Source organism: Craurococcus roseus (assembly GCF_039523795.1).
GTDB classification, from domain to species: domain Bacteria; phylum Pseudomonadota; class Alphaproteobacteria; order Acetobacterales; family Acetobacteraceae; genus Craurococcus; species Craurococcus roseus.
Map to the genome: position 1 here is coordinate 88,039 of NZ_BAAAFZ010000026.1, position 16,597 is coordinate 104,635.

The 16,597-nt window shown below is 73.6% G+C and carries 12 protein-coding genes; 5 read left to right on the plus strand and 7 right to left on the minus strand.

From position 1 onward, the window contains the following. Nucleotides 1–5: 5 nt before the first annotated feature. The 4 genes from ssuD to ABD067_RS10895 are packed head-to-tail and all read right to left on the minus strand — an operon-like array spanning nt 6 to nt 3,682. A complete protein-coding gene (gene ssuD / locus ABD067_RS10880) occupies nt 6–1,190 on the minus strand; it encodes an FMNH2-dependent alkanesulfonate monooxygenase (protein ID WP_343895310.1) in 1,185 nt (394 codons plus the stop codon). Next, entirely contained in the window at nt 1,187–2,140 is a 954-nt protein-coding gene (locus ABD067_RS10885; RefSeq protein WP_343895311.1) for a sulfonate ABC transporter substrate-binding protein, read from the minus strand. The genes ssuD and ABD067_RS10885 overlap by 4 nt, the downstream gene beginning before the upstream one ends. Next, nucleotides 2,137–2,934, minus strand: coding sequence for an ATP-binding cassette domain-containing protein (locus tag ABD067_RS10890; RefSeq protein ID WP_343895312.1), 798 nt, complete (start codon nt 2,932–2,934; stop codon nt 2,137–2,139). The genes ABD067_RS10885 and ABD067_RS10890 overlap by 4 nt, the downstream gene beginning before the upstream one ends. A 1-nt stretch (nt 2,935) precedes the next feature. Next, nucleotides 2,936–3,682 carry an ABC transporter permease subunit gene (locus ABD067_RS10895; RefSeq protein ID WP_343895313.1) on the minus strand — a complete coding sequence of 249 codons (747 nt, stop codon included), beginning with the start codon at nt 3,680–3,682 and terminating at the stop codon, nt 2,936–2,938. Nucleotides 3,683–4,371: 689 nt separating this feature from the next. On the opposite strand from ABD067_RS10895, the gene ABD067_RS10900 reads away from it, so the two are divergent. Further along, nucleotides 4,372–6,129, plus strand: a complete 1,758-nt coding sequence (locus tag ABD067_RS10900) for a hypothetical protein (protein WP_343895314.1) — start codon at nt 4,372–4,374, stop codon at nt 6,127–6,129. Nucleotides 6,130–6,136: 7 nt separating this feature from the next. Here the strand turns inward: ABD067_RS10900 and ABD067_RS10905 are convergent, their stop codons facing one another. The 3 genes from ABD067_RS10905 to ABD067_RS10915 form a co-directional block, all read right to left on the minus strand. Next, entirely contained in the window at nt 6,137–7,471 is a 1,335-nt protein-coding gene (locus ABD067_RS10905) for an OmpA family protein (RefSeq protein ID WP_343895315.1), read from the minus strand. A 1,894-nt stretch (nt 7,472–9,365) separates the two neighbouring features. Then, nucleotides 9,366–10,955, minus strand: coding sequence for a Na+/H+ antiporter (locus ABD067_RS10910; protein ID WP_343895316.1), 1,590 nt, complete (start codon nt 10,953–10,955; stop codon nt 9,366–9,368). Nucleotides 10,956–10,994: 39 nt separating this feature from the next. Next, complete coding sequence (locus tag ABD067_RS10915) at nt 10,995–12,065, minus strand: aldose epimerase family protein (RefSeq protein WP_343895317.1); 1,071 nt, start codon at nt 12,063–12,065, stop codon at nt 10,995–10,997. 113 nt (nt 12,066–12,178) lie between these two features. Between ABD067_RS10915 and ABD067_RS10920 the strand changes: the two genes are divergently transcribed. The 4 genes from ABD067_RS10920 to lptG all read left to right on the plus strand — a co-directional run bounded on the left by ABD067_RS10920 (nt 12,179) and on the right by lptG (nt 16,557). After that, nucleotides 12,179–13,612: an FAD-binding oxidoreductase gene (locus ABD067_RS10920; protein ID WP_343895318.1), complete on the plus strand. Its 1,434-nt coding sequence runs from the start codon at nt 12,179–12,181 to the stop codon at nt 13,610–13,612. Nucleotides 13,613–13,703: 91 nt separating this feature from the next. After that, entirely contained in the window at nt 13,704–14,177 is a 474-nt protein-coding gene (locus ABD067_RS10925; RefSeq protein ID WP_343895319.1) for a Uma2 family endonuclease, read from the plus strand. A 95-nt stretch (nt 14,178–14,272) separates the two neighbouring features. After that, on the plus strand, nt 14,273–15,427 hold the full coding sequence (lptF, locus tag ABD067_RS10930) for an LPS export ABC transporter permease LptF (protein WP_343895320.1): 1,155 nt from the start codon (nt 14,273–14,275) through the stop codon (nt 15,425–15,427). Next, nucleotides 15,424–16,557 carry an LPS export ABC transporter permease LptG gene (lptG, locus tag ABD067_RS10935; RefSeq protein ID WP_343895321.1) on the plus strand — a complete coding sequence of 378 codons (1,134 nt, stop codon included), beginning with the start codon at nt 15,424–15,426 and terminating at the stop codon, nt 16,555–16,557. Before lptF ends, lptG begins: the two co-directional genes overlap by 4 nt. The last annotated feature ends 40 nt before the right edge of the window (nt 16,558–16,597 follow it).

Consider the following 16,597-nt stretch of genomic DNA (forward strand, 5'->3'; position numbering starts at 1 on the left):
CCGTCCTACTCTGCCGCCGCCGCGCGCCGCCGTTCGGGCGCGCGGTCGTTGGCGATGATCTCGCCGAAGGGCCCGGTGTTCACGGCGCCCGCTTGGGCGTGCGCCGGGTGCGCCAGTTCCAGGTGCGGGAAGACCAACTCGGCGAAGCGGTACGCTTCTTCCAGGTGCGGGTAGCCCGACATGATGAAGGTGTCGACGCCCGCCTGCCGGTACTCGCGCATGCGCGCGGCCACCGTTTCCCCGTCGCCCACGAGGGCGGTGCCGGCGCCCCCCCGGACCAAGCCGACGCCGGCCCAGAGGTTCGGGCTGACCTCCAGCTTGTCGCGCCGGCCGGCGTGCAGCGCCGACATGCGCCGCTGCCCCTCGCTGTCCATGCGGGCGAAGATCTTCTGCGCCGCCGCGACCGTCTCGTCGTCCAGGTGCCGGATCAGGTCGTCGGCCGCGGCCCAAGCTTCCGCGCTGGTTTCCCGCACTATGGCGTGCAGGCGGATGCCGAAGGATAGGCGCCGGCCCTTGCGCGCGGCGATGGCGCGCACGGCCGCGACCTTCTCCGCCACCTGCGCCGGCGGCTCGCCCCAGGTCAGGTACTTGTCCACCGTCTCGGCGGCGACGTCGATGCCGTCGGCCGAGGAGCCGCCGAAGTAGAGCGGCGGCCCGCCCGCCTGGTGCGGCGGGAAGGCGAGGCGCCCGTTCTCCACGCGGATGTGCCGGCCCTCGTAGGACACCGCCTCGTCCGCCAGCAAGCGCTTGTAGACGTGCAGGAACTCGCGCGTCACCTCGTAGCGCTCGGCGTGCGGCAGGAAGATGCCGTCGCCCTTGTTTTCCACCGGGTCGCCGCCCGTCACCACGTTGATGAGCAGGCGGCCGGAGGAGAGGCGATCGAGCGTCGCCGTCATGCGCGCCGCGAGCGTCGGCGAAAGTAGGCCCGGCCGCACCGCGACCAGGAAGCGCAGCCGCTCCGTCAACGGCGCGAGCGCGGAGGCCACGACCCAACTGTCCTCGCAGGACCGCCCGGTCGGCAGCAGCACGCCGTAGTAGCCGAGGCCGTCGGCCGCCTGCGCGATCTGCCGCAGGTAGGGCAGGTCCACGGCGCGCCCGCCCTTGGGGGTGCCGAGGTAGCGGCCGTCGCCGTGCGTCGGCAGGAACCAGAGGACCTTCGCCCCTTCGCCGGTGGTGGTCGTCACGTTCATGCTCCCGTCTGCCGCACCGCGTCCGACACGCGGATGGCCCGGGGGATCAGCCCGAGGCCGTGGAAAGTGTCGGCGATGCGCTGCTGCTCGGCGGCGACCGCAGCGTCGAGCGGGCGCACGCCGTAGGCTTGGCGGCGCATCGCCACCTCAAGGAAGGGGGCGGGGATGCCGACGCCGGGGCTCAGGGTCCGTGCCGCTGTCGGGATGTCCTGGCCGACCCAGGCGGCGGTCTCGGCCAGGGCCGCGACTACCGCGTCCACCAGCGGGCCGTTCGCGGCGGCGAAGCGCTCGTGGGCGAGGTAGAACTGGTGGTTGGAGACCAGGCCCGTGCCGTCGGCTAGGCGCCGCGCGCCCGTCGTCGCCTCCGCCGCGGCGAGGAACGGGTCCCAGATCACCCAAGCGTCCACCTGCTTCCGCTCGAAGGCCACGCGAGCGTCGGCGGGCGGCAACGTCGCCGGCTCGATGTCGGCGTAGCGCAGCCCCGCCGCCTCGAGGGCGCGGACCAGCAGGTAATGGACGTTGGAGCCCTTGTTGAAGGCGACCTTCTTGCCGTGCAGCTCGGCGACGTCCCGGATCGGGCTGTCGCGCGCCACGAGGATCGCCTCGCCCTGCGGCGCCGGCGGCTCGTGCGCGACGTAGACGAGGGGCGCGCCGGCGGCCTGGGCGAAGATCGGCGGCGCTTCGCCGACGGTGCCGAAGTCGATGGCGCCGGCGTTCATCGCCTCCAGCAGCGCGGGGCCGGCCGGGAACTCCGTCCAGCTCACGCGCACGCCCCCGCCGCGTAGCTTCTGCTCCAGAGCGCCGCGGCCCTTCAGCAGCACCAACGTGCCGTACTTCTGGTAGCCGATGCGCAAGCTCCGCTCCCCCTGCGCGAGGGCGGGCGCGGCGAGGCCGGCCGCCGCGGCGCCGAGCAGGAGGGCGCGGCGGCCCGTGGTGATGGCGGCGGTCATGCGGCGCTCCTTTCGCCGGTGCCGGCGCCGTCGCGCAGGAGGCGCGCGAGGATGCGCGCTTCGAGCGCCGCCGCGTCCGGCGTGCCGCGGCGGCGCGGGCGGGGCAGGGGCACGGGCAGGTCGAGGCGGACGGCGCCCCCCTCTACCAGCACCACGCGGTCGGCCAGCGCGACCGCTTCCGCCACGTCGTGGGTGACGAGGACGGCCGTGAAGCGCTGCTCCAGCCAGACGCGCTCCAGCAGGCTCTGCATCTCTATGCGGGTGAGGGCGTCGAGCGCGCCGAGCGGCTCGTCCAGCGCCAGCAGCCGAGGGCGGCTGACCAGGGCCCGGGCCAGCGCGACACGCTGCTTCTGCCCGCCGGAGAGCACGGCCGGCCAATCCCGCGCGCGGTCCCGCAGCCCGACCTCGGCGAGGCGCTCCAGCGCCTGCGCCCGCCCGCCCGGCGCCTTGCGGGCGCGGCCGAGGCCCACCTCCACGTTGCCGAGGACGCTGGACCAGGGCAGCAGCCGAGGCTCCTGGAACATCAGCCGGGCCGCTTCGGCCGGACGCACCGCGCTGCCGTCGATGGCGACGTCGCCCGCGTCCTGGGTTTCGAGGCCGGCGAGGATGCGCAGCAGGGTCGATTTGCCGCAGCCGCTGCGGCCGACGATCGCCAGGAACCCGCCCGGCGCGACGTCCAGGTCGATGCCGCGCAGCACGCGCTTCTCGCCGAAGCCCTTGTGCACGCCGCGGATGGCGATCCCGGCGCCGTGGTCGTTGGCGGCGACGGCCTGTGGGAAGTGCGAGCCGTCCACTTCAGGCGTCCCCCTTCCGCACGGTCTGGAAGGCCGGATGCCAGGGCAGGAACAGCCGTTCCAGCAGGCGTGTGGCGCTGTCCGCCAGCTTGCCCAGCAGCGCGTAGAGCAGGATCGCCAGCACCACGACGTCGATCATCATGAATTCGCGGGCGTTCATGGCCATGTAGCCGATGCCGGAATTCGCGGCGATCGTTTCCGCCACGATCAGCGTCAGCCACATGATGCCGAGCCCGTAGCGCAGGCCGACGAAGATGGAGGGCAGCGCGCCCGGCAGCACCACCCGGCCGAACAGCGCCGGGCGCGACATGCCGTAGGACCGGCCCATCTCCACCAGTTGCGCGTCCACGGTGCGGATGCCGTGGAAGGTGTTGACGTAGACCGGGAAGAAGACCCCGAGCGCGACGAGGAAGATCCGCGCGTCGTCCTCTATGCCGAACCACAGGATCACCAGCGGGATCAGCGCCAGGTTGGGGACGTTGCGGACCATCTGGATGGTGGTGTCGGTCAGCCTTTCCCCGACCCGGGAAAGGCCGTTGAGCAGCCCGAAGGCGAAAGCGAGGCCGCCGCCGATGAGGAACCCGGCCGCCGCCCGCCGGGAGCTGACGGCGATGTTGTCCAGCAACTCGCCGCTGAGGGCCATGCGCCAGCCCGCCGCCGCCACGTCGGAAGGCGCCGGCAGCACGTTGGGGGGAATGGCGCCGTGCTGCGCGAGGAGTTGCCAGCCGAGCAGGAGGAGCGCCGGCACGATCCAGCCCGCGCCGCCGGAACGGAGGAGGCGCCGCCAAACGGCCGGCGCCGCGGCGCGTCCCGTCGACGCGCGCCCCGCGTGAGGGCGGGGCGGCGGGGCGGGCAAGCCGCGACCCTGCGCCGAAAGGGACATGGGCCGGCTCACGACGGGGCGGAGATTCCGAGCCTCGTCGGCGGAGGCCGGTGCGACGGTTGTCTCAGCGGCCGCCATCGCGATCCGCGCGCTCGCGGGCCGGGGCCGGTTCGGACGATTTGGGCACCCTGGGCTCCATCCTCGTTGGCGAGGCCAAGCGCGACCTCGGTGCGGGTAGTTTGCACGTCCGTTTTCGTGGATCAACCTGTTAATACGATGTGATTTCGTTAATTCTGATCGCGGTCTGCTGCAGCACGGGTATTATTCACGTCTGGACACGGTTAAATGCCTGCTTCCGGCTCCGCTGGCCGCGCCAGAACCCGCGACGTTCCGTCGGGCGGCCCCGAACGGGAGTGCCATACCCGAACCGGCGTCCTCGCGTTTTTGGAATGGAAAGGGCACACTCCAACCGTCGAAGCGTGGATCGTGCCAAGTCGGCGCCGCGGCTCCGGAAAGGCAAGGCGGCAAGGTGGCAAGGCGGCGGGACAGCGAGGAAGCGAAGCGGCACCGCTCCGTCCGCCCCGCAGTCGCGCCAGGGTCCTAGCGGCGCCTCGATGCTGTTCTACGGCGATCAAGTGCGGATGGAGGACGCCCGCGCGAAGCTCGCCGGCATCGCGCGCGGGTTGCGGGACGCCGAAGCGATGCCGGCGGGGATCGCGCGCCACGGCGCCCTGGTGGCGGCGTTCATCGAAGCCGGCGAACTGGCCCAAGGCGTCGCCGACGCGGCCTTCGACGCCAACGGCGGGCGGGACGCGCGCTCGCCCGCCGGCGACGCCGCCACGGCGTTGCTGACGCGCCTCGCCGCCGCCGTCCGGCTTTCCTGGGGCAGCGCTTTCGCCCGCTTCGACCCCGTGCGGGTCGAGGCGGCGTTCGACGCGGCGCCGCCGCTGCCCGAGACGCTGCGCACCAAGCGCGCGGAGGGCTTCGCCTTCTACGCGCTGTACCCGGAAGCGTACCTGGAGGCGGCGCAGGCGGCTGGGTTCCCGCTTGGCTCACGGGTCAGGGTGGTCGGCATCCGCAGCATCGGCGTCGCGCTCGGCGCGCTGGTCGCCGCCGCCTCGGAAGCGCCGCCGCCCGTGACGCTGCGCCCCGTCGGGCACCCCTTCCGGCGGGAGCTGTCGCTGTCGCAGGGGCTGGAAGCGGAATTGCTGGCCGACCCGCCCACGGCCTTCGCGGTGGCGGACGAAGGGCCGGGCCTGTCCGGCAGCTCCTTCGGCGCGGTGGCCGACTTCCTGGAGGACCGCGGCGTGCCGCCCGGCCGCATCCACTTCTTCCCGAGCCACGGCGGCGAACCCGGGCCGCGAGCGGCCCCTCGCCACCGCGCGCGCTGGGCGGGCGCGCACCGCCACGTCGTGGGGTTCGACGCGCTGGCAGGGCACCGGCTTCCGTCCTGGGTGGAGGACCTGGTGGGCGCGCCTGTGGGTCCTTTGGAGGAACTGTCAGGCGGCGCGTGGCGCCGGCTCCGCTACCCGCGCGAAGCAGGTTGGCCGCCGGTCAACGCGCAGGCGGAGCGCCGCAAGTTCTTGCTACGGGCCTGCGGCGGCGGGACGTGGCTGCTGAAGTTCGCCGGACTGGGCCGCGAAGGCGAGCGCAAGCTGGAGCGGGCGCGCGCCTTGCACAGCGCCGGCCTTTCGCCGGCCGTCGCCGGCTTCCGCCACGGCTTCTTGGTGGAAGAGTGGGTGGGCGACGCGCGGCCTTTCCATCGCGGCGCCCACGACGCGGCGCGGTTGGCGGAGCGCGTCGGGCGCTACCTCGGCTTCCGGGCGCGGTGTTTCCCGGCCGGGGCGGGGCAGGGGGCGACGCTGGCGGCGCTGCGCCGCATGGCGCGGCACAACGTCGGCGAGGGCATGGGCGAGGAATGGGCTCGCCGCCTGGAAGAGCGGACGGCGGGCCTCGAAAGCTTCGAGCCGCGGCTGCGGCGGATCGAGACGGACAACCGGCTCCACGCCTGGGAGTGGCTGCCGCTGCCGGACGGCCGGCTCCTGAAGGCGGACGCCCTCGACCACCACGCGGCGCACGACCTCGTCGGCTGCCAGGACGTCGCCTGGGACGTCGCGGGCGCCGTGTGCGAACTCGGGCTCGAAGAGGATCGCGGCGCGCTGCTCGCGGCGGTCGCGCGCGAAGCGGGGCGCGCGGTGGAGCCCGGCCTCGTCCGCGCGCTCACGCCCTGTTACCTCGCCTTCCAACTCGGCGCCTGCGTCATGGCGGCGCAGGTCGCCGCGCCGGAGGAAGCCGCGCGGCTCCGTGCGGATACCGAGCGCTACGCCGCGCTGCTGCGTCGCGCGCTCGGCGACGGCGAAGTGCCGGGCTGACCGCCGTTCAGCCCGCCGCCCCACCCACGCCCGCCACCTGCGCCGGGCAGGCGCGCGGCTCGAACTCCACGCGGCGGTCCAGCACATCGGAGGCGTCGTCGGCGCCGGTGCCGACCACGGGCTCGCGCGAGCCCACGCCTTCGGCCTCCAACCGCTCCCGCAGCTCCGGGCGCTGGGCCACGAGCCGGCCGCGCACGCGCTCCGCCCGCGCGAGCGACAGGCGGTCGTTCACCGCCGCCGAGCCGGTCGGGCTGCTGTGCCCCTCGACCTCCAGGCACGCCGCCCGCGCGTCCGTCCGCGCCGCGATCTGCCGCAGCCACATCGGGTAAGGGCCGCTGATGGCGGGGTCCGGCCAGAACGCGGTGGAGCCGGGCCGGAACACGAACTTCACCGCCAAGCGCCCGCGCTCCAGCCCGTATTCCACCACGGAGCCGAACGCGTCCTCGGCTTCCCGCCTGCGCCCGAGGGCTTGGTTCGCCAGGTACAGCCCGTTGCGGATGCGGAGCTGCTGGTCCTGCGGCGCGAGCCCGCGCGCTTCCTCGTAGAAGGCGAGCGCTTGGCGGTGCCGCCCCTCCTCGTAGGCTCGGATGCCGTCGGCGACCAGCGCCTGGACGCGGATCGCCCGCAGGTAGGCGGGGTCGATCGCGTCGCCAGGGAACAGCGCGCAGGTGCGGAGATACGCCGCGGCGGCGCCGTCCGGCGTCCAAACCGGGCTTTGGCGGAAAAACGCGACCGGCGTCGCGTCGACCTCGTCCGTCCGCACCCACGCCTCCTCGTGCGCGACCACGCGCCCGGTGCCGAGGTCTGCCAGCACGGCCCAGATGCGGTACGCCGCGGGGCGACCCGGGCCGGGCATGTTGGCGCGGCTGCCCGCCTCGGCGACGGGGGCGATGGACCCGAGCAGGACCAGCGGCTTCTCGTCCAAACTCGCCACGGTGAAGGGCCGCAGGTCGAAGCGCGGGTGGCGCTCGCGCACCAGGGAAATGATCCGGCGCTCCATGGCCCGCGTCGCTTGGGTTTCGGTGCCGGTCGCGCGGTCGATCAACGGGTCGACCACCAGCCGGTAGCGGCCGGACGGCCCCGGGGGTGGCAGTTGCGCGCGCAGCAGCGTGGCGTCGGCGAGCGCCACCGCCGCTTGGTCCAGCGGCAGCGCGTCCTTGGGCGGGATCGGCGCGGCTTCCGCCGTGGGCGTCGCCGCCCCTTGCCCCCTCGTGCCGGCGCAGCCCGCGAGGAGCGCGGCCCCCAGGCACAAAGCGAGGAGCGCGAAACGGGGCGCGCCGCCGCTGCGGCGCCCGTCAGCGCCGCGCACCGCACCCGTTGCGCAACAAGAGGCGTTCGGCATGGCTCGTTTCTTCTCCCAACTGAGCTTTGACGATGATGGTCCGGCAGCGCGGGTCGGGCGCGGGCGGGGCGGGCGAGTCGCCCTGGGGGGCCGGACGGGGAACGGACGAAGGCGAGGCCCCGCCGCCCAACCGCGGCTTCGCGGGTGACGGCGCGCCGTCCCTGGGCGGACGCGCGGCGGGCGGCGGCGGCGGCGCCAGCGCCGCCATCCGCGGCGTTGGTGCCGCGGGAGATCCGCCGGACGCTTCCGCGTCCGCGGCCGCGTCCGTCCCGGCGGAAGAAAGGGCGGCTTCGGGAGGCTGCCCGGCAGGGTCATGGAGGGCCGCGAACGCCTGCTGCCTTTCTTTGACCGGGGGCGACGGCTCGGTGGCCTCCGCCGCGTCGCGGTCGCGCGATCCGGCGGAGGCCGGCACGTCAAGCGTTTTCTCTTGGTGTGAGGCGGGTTCCACCGCGCCCAAGATCGTCGCAACGGAGGGCGGCGCAGGATCGGACGCCGCCTCCGCGGCGGCCTCGGCTTCTGCCGGGTCGTCACGGGTCGGCTCAGCGTCCGGTGCCGCGCCGACGACGGTGAGCGGCGCCCAATCGTCCGCCGGCATCCCGGAGCCCGGGCCAGCCTCGGCCGCGGGGGCGTCCCGGCCACGCGCCGCGGACACAGGCCCCCCCTCCGCGGGGCCCGTTCCGGGCCCGTCATCCGACACCCGCGGCGAGGTGTGCCGGTCCCAGGTCGCAAACGCCGCCCGGACCTCCTCCGGGAGCATGTCAGGGCTGCTTGGCAACTCACCGGAAGGGGCGCTCTCCTGCGCCGATTCTGAGCCGCCGGCCAGGGCGTCGAAGACCGACTCCAATTGCAAGCCGTTCGGCATGGGGCGGAGCCACGGGTTCCCGAGTGGCGGCACGGGCTCGGCGTCGTCCGGCCAGGGATGCACCTGCGGCGCATCCCGGGCGGCGATGACCAATTCCCCTTCGCTCGCCAACAGCGGCGTCGGCGCGACGCTCCCCGCACCGACGATGATCGGCAGCGAAGTCCGGCTGGCCACGGGTGCCGCGGCGGATGGGACCGGCGAACGCGGGGAGCCCACCCAGGTGAAAGCGAACAAGACGCACGCGGCGGGTGCTGTCAGCAACCCCCAAACCAGCAGGGCCGGGCGGTCGCGGCGGTCGAGGCCGCCCGGGCGCTCGGGTGGCCGTTCCAGGCTCCGATGCGCGGCGGGAGCGGCTGGCCTAGCCGCCGCCGCCGGTTCGGCGGACGCGCGCCGTTCGTTGGAAACGGCACGGTCCGCGCGCGTCCGCAATTCGCCGCGCGCGGCGAGAATCTGTTCGTACCCGCTGCCGGGCGAGGACGGCATCCTCGCGCCGGTTCCGGTGGGATGCTGGGCGGGCGGCGGGGCGTGCGCCGACCTGGCTTCCGCGCGATGTCGGTCGAACCGAAGCAGGTCCGCCTCGCCCATCAACCAGTGGGAGTTGCTCTGCGACGCTGGGCTGTTTCGTTCGCTCATCGGCTGCTTGGCCTAATCGGGCGTGAGAGCGGCTTTGTTCCGCCGTGTCGTTTGGTCGTGGTCCCGAACGGGGCGCGGCGGCGCATTGTCGCGGTGAAGCCGGACGGGCCGCGCCGCGGAAGGCTCCTGGCGCCTCCCATACGCGGGACGGCCGCGGTCGGATGCGGCACGACCTCCGCATTTCGTAAACTCGCCTGGTGGAATGCCCGCGAGGCGTCGAGCGCAAGCGGGCCGAGCCGCGACCGGGCCACGCAGGGTCGTCCCGGCGGTGGTCCGGCGGCGGACACTCCCCGACCACTCCATTGCGAGCCTCCTCGTGTCCGGTTCGAGGTAGCGAAAGCACGACCAACTATGGCCGAAAACGTCGCAGCCGGGGTCACGACGCAGCGAGGGGCGCCGTCATCGTTCACCCATCGCTACCCTGATCTGCTGCTCTTCCAGATCGAATTCCGCGACGAGGGCCGCCATGGCTTCGCTGTCCAGGTCATCCTTGTGCTCCGCCAGGAGCTTGGCGCGGGCGGCTTCGATCGCCGCCAACCTCAGGCCGAGCCGGGCCGTCTCGCGTTGAGACCCAGTTTCCGCGTCGCGGCGCGCCTGTTCGGCCCGCTTGGCACGGACCCGGAGGTCGCGCAGGAGGTCTTCGGCCGCCGCCGCCTGTTCGGGGTCGTCGAGCTTCTCGGCCACGGCGTCCATCGCTGCTGCCGCGGCCGTGCTCCGCGCCTCGATGGCCTCCGGGGTCACCGCCGGGTTCGCCGGCTCGCCCTCGGGCTCGCTCACGCCGAGGCGCCGGATCAGCGGCCCCAGCGTGGTGCCCTGGAGCACCAGCGTCGCCAGGATGGCGCAGAAGGCCAGGAACAGGATGAGGTCGCGCCCCGGGAATTCCGCCGGCAGCGCCAGCGCCGCCGCGAGGCTCACCACGCCCCGCATACCGGCCCACGACATCACGGTGACGTGGCTCCAGGGCGGCATGGGGTCGCGTTCCCGCAGACCCGGCGACAGCGCCCGTGGCAGCCAAACCGCCGGGAACAGCCAAACGAACCGGCTCGCTATCAACGCCGCCGAAACGGCGGCGCCGAGGCCGGCGAGTTGCCAATGGCCGTAGGCTTCGTCCTCGAGGCGGGCGAGCAGGTCGCGCAACTCCAGGCCGATGAGGATGAACACCAGGGCGGTGAGCACGAATTCGACGAAGCCCCAGACCGCCCCGGACTCGAGGCGCGTCTGCGCCGTGAAGGCGGCGTGCTGCTGCCGGCCTAGCACGAGGCCGCAGGCCACGGCGGCGAGCACGCCGGAGACGTGGAGGTGTTCGGCCGCGATGTAGGCGGCGAAGCCGGCGAGGAAGGTGACGAGGATGTCGAGGAGCGTGTCATCCAGGTGGGTGAAGATCCACATCGCGGCCCGCCCGACGAGCCAGCCCACGACCGCCCCGCCGGCCGCGGCCAGCACGAAGGAAAGCGTCGCCTCGCCGAACGAAACCGTGCCCGCCATCGTGGCGGCTACGGCGAAGCGGTAGAGCACGAGCGAGGACGCGTCGTTGAGGAGGCTCTCGCCTTCCAGCACGGTGACGATGCGCTTGGGGATGCGGAAGTCCTTCAGCACGGAGGTCGCCGCCACCGCGTCCGGCGGGGCCACAATGGCGCCGAGCGCGACGGCGGCGGCCCAGGGCAGGTCGGGCACCAGCAGCTTGGCGGTCGCGGCCACGACGGCCGCGGTGAACAGCACGGCGCCGAGAGCGAGCAGCAGGATGGGGCGCAGGTTGAAGCGGAAGGCCGGCCAGTCCGTGCGGTAGGCGCTCGCTTGCAGGAGCGGCGGCAGGAACAGGGCCAGCACCAGTTGCGGGTCGAACTCAACCGTGGGCAGGCCCGGCACCAGGGCCAGCGCCATGCCGCCCAGCACGAGCACGACGGCGAGCGGGACGTGCAGCCGGCGGGCTACCAGGGCGAGCGCGACGGAGACGGCCAGCAAGCCGAGCAGGACTTCGAAGATTTCCATGGTGCCGTGTCTGGGCTTCGCCTTCCGCGGACCCCGCCGTCAGGGGCCGGCAGCGAAGCGGTAGAGCGTCGAGGATCGGAAAGTTTCCCCTGGGCGCAGCACGACCGATGGGAATTCCGGCCGGTTCGGCGAGTCCGGGAAGTGTTGCGTTTCGAGGCACAGGCCGCTGCGGCGTCCAAGCACCACGCCGCCGCGGCCCGGGCGCGAACCGTCAAGGGAGTTGCCGGTGTAGAACTGGAGGGCGGGTTCGGTGGTCCAGACCTCCATGGAAAGGCCGCGCGCGGGCTCCTCCACCCGCGCCGCGAGCCGCAGCGCTTGGCCGCCGGGCGGCGGCGGCCGCAGGACGAAGTTGTGGTCGTAGCCGCCGGCGAAGCGGAGCTGTTCGTCCCCCGGCTCGTCCACGCGGGCGCCGATGCGCGCCGGGGCGCGGAAGTCGAATGGCGTGCCCGCCACGGGCCGCAACTCGCCGGTCGGGATTAGCGCGGCGTCGACGGGCGTGAAGCGATCGGCCGCGATCGTCACGACGTGGTCGAGCACGTCGCTGCCCGCGCCGGCGAGGTTGAAGTACGTGTGGTTGGTCAGGTTCACGACGGTGGGCCGGTCGGCTTCCGCCTCGTAGCGGAGCGAAAGGACGCCGTCGCCGGTGAGGGCGTACCGGACGCGCGCGCGGAGGGCGCCGGGGAAGCCCTGGTCGCCATCGGGGCTGACGTGCGCGAAGGCGAGCGCCGCCCCGCCCTCCGGCGGCTCCATGCGCCAGACCGCCTTGTCGAAGCCTCCCGGTCCGCCGTGGAGGGCGTTCGGCGGCTTGTTGGTCGGCACTTGGTGGGTCTGCCCGTCCAGCTCGAACCGGCCGCCGGCGATCCGGTTCGCGCAACGGCCGATCGTGGCTCCCATGAACGCGCCGTCGCTGGCCCAGTCCTCCAAGCGGTCGTGGCCGAGCGCCACCTCCACCGGCGCCCCGTGGCGATCGGGGACGCGCAAAGAAAGGAGCCGGGCGCCGTAGCTGCCGATACGGGCCGCCATGCCGCGGCCGTCGTCCAGGACGAACTCCTCGGCCTCCGCGCCGTCCGGCAAACGGGCCGAACCGATCCGCGCGATGGTGCCCGCCATGCTCGCCCCCCGTCCCGTCCGTCCGCGGGAGGAACGCCCCGGCCGCGGTTCCGGATGCTTCCGCGTGCCCCGCGGCGTTTGACCGCTCGCCGTTTCCGTTCGATTCTGCGCCCATGCCCGACGACCAGCCCCGGCCGACCGGCCTGCTCGACCGCCTCCAGGCGCTGCTCGGTCCTTCCGGCCTGCTGTCCGCGCCGGAGGACTTGGCGCCGCACCTCACCGACTGGCGCGGCCTGTACCGGGGCCGCGCTCCCTTCCTTTTGCGCCCGGCGAACGCGACGGAACTCTCGGAGGCGGTGCGGCTCTGCGCCGGAGCCGGGGCCGCGCTGGTGCCACAAGGCGGCAACACCTCCATGGTGGGCGGCGCCGTGCCGGACGAGAGCGGCTTGCAGGTCCCGGTGTCGCTCGCGCGCCTCAACCGCATGCGCGACGTGGACCCGGTGGACATGACCATGACAGTCGAGGCCGGCGTGGTGGTGAAGGCGGCGCAGGACGCGGCGGCGGCGGCGGGCTGCCTGTTCCCGCTTTCCTTCGGCGGCGAGGGCTCGGCGACGGTGGGCGGCGTGCTCTCCACCAACGCCGGCGGCAACACCACCGTGCGATACGGCAACGCGCGGGAACTGGTGCTGGGCTTGGAGGTGGTCCTGCCGGACGGGCGGGTGTGGAACGGTCTGCGGCGGCTGCGCAAGGACAACACCGGCTACGCGCTCCGCCACCTCTTCGTGGGCGCGGAGGGCACGCTCGGCTTCATCACCGCCGCCGTGCTGCGCCTGTTCCCGCGCGCGCGGGAGTCGGAGGTGGCCTTTTGCGCCGTGGCGAGCGAGGAGGCGGCGCTGTCCCTGTTCCGGCGTTTCCGAGACCGCGACGAAACCGCGGTGCGCGCCTTCGAGTACATGTCGGGCGCCGGCGTGGACCTCGTGGCCCGCCATGTCGCGGGCGCGGCGCTGCCGGTGGAGACGCGCGCGGGCCACTACGCGCTGGTGGACCTCGCTTCTTCCCGGCCCGATGCCGGGCTGCGCGGCATGATGGAGGCGGTGCTGGAGGAGGCGTTGGAGGCGGAAGAGGTGCTGGACGCCGCGATCGGCGGCAGCGAGGCGCAGCGGGCGGCCTTGTGGCGCATCCGCGAGGAGCACCCGGAAGCGCAGCGCTTGGCCGGCGCTTCGGTGAAGAACGACGTTTCGGTGCCGGTGAGCAAGACGCCGGAGCTGATGCGCCGCTGCTCCGAAGCGCTGCGGGCGTTGGTCCCGGGCAGCGTGCCCGTGCCGTTCGGGCATCTCGGGGACGGCAACATCCACATGAACCTGCTCCAGCCGGAGGACACGGACCCGGCCGCGTTCCTGGCCCGGAGCCACGAGATCATGGACGCGGTGAACGCCGTGGTGCGCGACCTGGGCGGCAGCCCCTCGGCCGAGCACGGCATCGGCCGCCTCAAGGCCGGTATCCTGGAAGAATGGCGCGGCGGCCCGGAGCTGGACCTGATGCACCGGATCAAGGCGGCGATCGACCCGGCGGGCCTCATGAACCCCGGCAAGCTGTTCCCGCCGTGACGCGGCGGCGTGTCCTGGCCGGGCGGCGGTGCTTCCGTGGCGATCGAGGAACTAAACCAAGAATGCGCTCGGCCAACCCCGGCCCACGCGCATGACAGCCGACGAGTTCATGGCCTGGGCCATCGAAAGCCTCGACGGCGGCGTGCGGTGCGAACTGGTCGGCGGCGAGATCGTCGGCATGGCGCCCGAGCGCCTCGCGCATGCGCGCGCGAAGGCGCAAGCCCACCGCTCCCTCGCCGACGCGATCAAGCGCGAGGGCCTGCCTTGCGAAGCCGTCCCGGACGGGGTGGCGGGCCAAGTTTCGGCCGACACGGTGTACGAGCCGGACGCGCTGGCGTCCTCGACGCGCGCGCACGACGCGGGCGCGAAACTCGCGGACTACTTCCGGATGCCTTCGGTCCGCCACTACCTCCTCGCGGACACGAAGACCCGGACCGTGATCCACCACGGGCGGGCGGACGACGGCTCCATCGCAACACGCATCGCCCGCGACGGCGCCGTGCGGCTCGATCCGCCGGGGATCGCGCTCGATGTGGCCGAACTTTTCCTGGACGCCGAAGGGTAAGCCGCCGCCGGCCGGGCAACACCCTCGAACCGAACGCAGCCCCGGCCGCGCCCGCGCTTCCGCGGCCCCGCCCCAGCGGGTAGGGTCCGCGCTCCATGACCCGGCTCGACCGCTACATCTTCCGCCAGTTGGCGTTCGCGCTGCTCTCCGTCACCGTCGGCTTGGCGGTGCTCGTGTGGCTGACGCAATCGCTTCGCTTCATCGAGCTGGTGCTCGACCGCGGGCTGTCCTTCCTGGTGTTCATCGAGCTGACAGGGCTGCTGCTGCCGGGCTTCTTCGCCATCATCCTGCCGATCACCACCTTCCTCGTCGCGCTCTTCGTGTACGTGCGGCTGGCGTCGGACCGGGAGCTGGTGGTGATGCGCGCCGCGGGCCTTTCGCAGTGGCGGCTGGCGCGGCCGGCGATCGCGCTGGCCCTGCTCTCCACGGCGGCGTGCTACGCGCTGAACCTCTTCGTGGTTCCGGAAACCCAGGCGGCCTTTCGCGCCTGGCAGTTCGAGATCCGCAACCAGCTCGCCGCCATCCTGGTGCAGGAAGGCGTGTTCAGCTCGGTGGGCGACGACCTCACCGTTTACGCGCGGCTGCGCGACCGCGACGGCTCGCTCCGCGGCATCCTGGTCCACGACGCCCGCGAAAGGGGCGCGCCGGTCACGATCCTCGCCGAGACGGGGCGGATCACGCCCACACCCACCGGGCCGCGCGTCACGCTGGAGAACGGGCAGCGGCAGCAGGTCGAGCGCGTCCCGCCGCCTGCGGGCTCGCCGCCGGGCACGGCGCCCGCGACCCGGCTGTCTGTGCTGAGCTTCAGCGAAAACACCCTGGACCTCGCCCGCGCCTCCCGCGGCGAGGAGAACCGTTACCGCAACGCCCAGGAGCGCAGCCTCGACGAATTGTTGAACCCCGACCCGGAAGAGCGCATCCCGGAGCGGGACCTCCGGCGCTTCCGGGCCGAGGCGCACAACCGCTTGGCGAGCCCGCTCAACGCGCTCGGCTTTGCGCTGGTCGCCATGGCCACGGCGCTGACCGGGCAGTTCCGCCGCCACGGCGGCGGGCTCCGCTTGGCCGCGGGCATCGCCGTGGTGGTCGGGCTGCTGGCGGCGGGGCTGATGGTGGGCAATCTCGCGGCGCGGCAGAACGCCTTGATCCCGCTGGTCTGGTTGAACGCCGTCCTGCCCGGCTTGGTCGCCGCCTGGGTGCTGAGCGGGATGCCGGGGCTGCCGCACGCCTCCCGGCGGGCCGCCGCGCCGTGACCGTCGCGGCCACCTTGACCCTCTACGTCGCCCGGAGGTTCGCGGGCGCCTGCCTCGCCATGCTGGCGGGGCTGACCCTGCTGGTCGCGCTGTTCGACTTCATCGAGCTGCTGCGGCGCGCCGCGACCCGCCCCGACGCCGGTTTCGCGCTCGTGGCCCAGATCGCCGGGTTGCGCCTGCCCTTCGTGGCCATGCAAATCCTGCCTTTCGCGATCCTGCTGGGCGGGCTGCTGGCCTTCTGGCGCCTGTCCCGCTCGTCGGAGCTGGTGGTGGCGCGCGCCGCCGGCGTGTCCGCCTGGGGCTTCCTGTCCGGCCCGGTGGCGGTGGCGCTCGCCGTCGGGCTGCTGGGCACGTTCGGGATATCGCCGTTGTCCTCCACCATGCTGGCGCGGGCGGAGCGGCTGGACCACGCCTACCTGCGCAACACGTCGGGCCTCACCGCGCTGGCGGGCGGCCGCCTGTGGCTGCGGCAAGCGGACCGCGGCCTGGAGCCGGGCGGGCAAGCCATCCTGTCCGGCCGCCCGGTGTCCGGAAGGCGAGGGGCGGCGGCGACGCCGGCGGCCGGCTTCGCCATGACGGACGTGAGCCTTTGGCGGCTGTCGGCCAACGATCGGCCGCTCGCCCGCGTCGAAGCCCCCCGCGCGCGGCTGCTGCCGGGGCAGTGGGTGCTGGAGGACGCGGTCTCCTTCAACGCCGACCGCAGCGCCGGCCCGCGGCAAGCCGTGATTTTTCCGACCGAGCTGACGCCCGACCGCATCGAGAACAGCTTCGCCTCGCCCGACACGCTGAGCTTCTGGGCGCTGCCCGGTTTCGTCGAGGTGCTGGAAGCGGCCGGCTTCTCGGCGGTGCGCCACCGGCTGCACTTCCAGAGCCTGCTGTCGCTGCCCGTGCTCGCCTCCGCCATGGCGCTGCTGTCGGCCGGCTTTTCCATGCGGTCCTCGCGCCGCGGAGGGGTGGCGCGGATGCTGTCCGCGGGCGTCGCGGCCGGCTTCGCCTTGTTCGTGCTCGACCGGATCACCGGCGAGTTCGGCGAGGCCGGCACCTTGCCGGTCGCGCTCGCCGCCTGGGCGCCGACGGTCGCCGGGCTGCTGCTCGCGCTCGCCCTGCTGCTGCACCTGGAGGACGGATGAGGAAGGACGGGCTTTCGCGCTCCTGGCGGCGGGCCGCCGG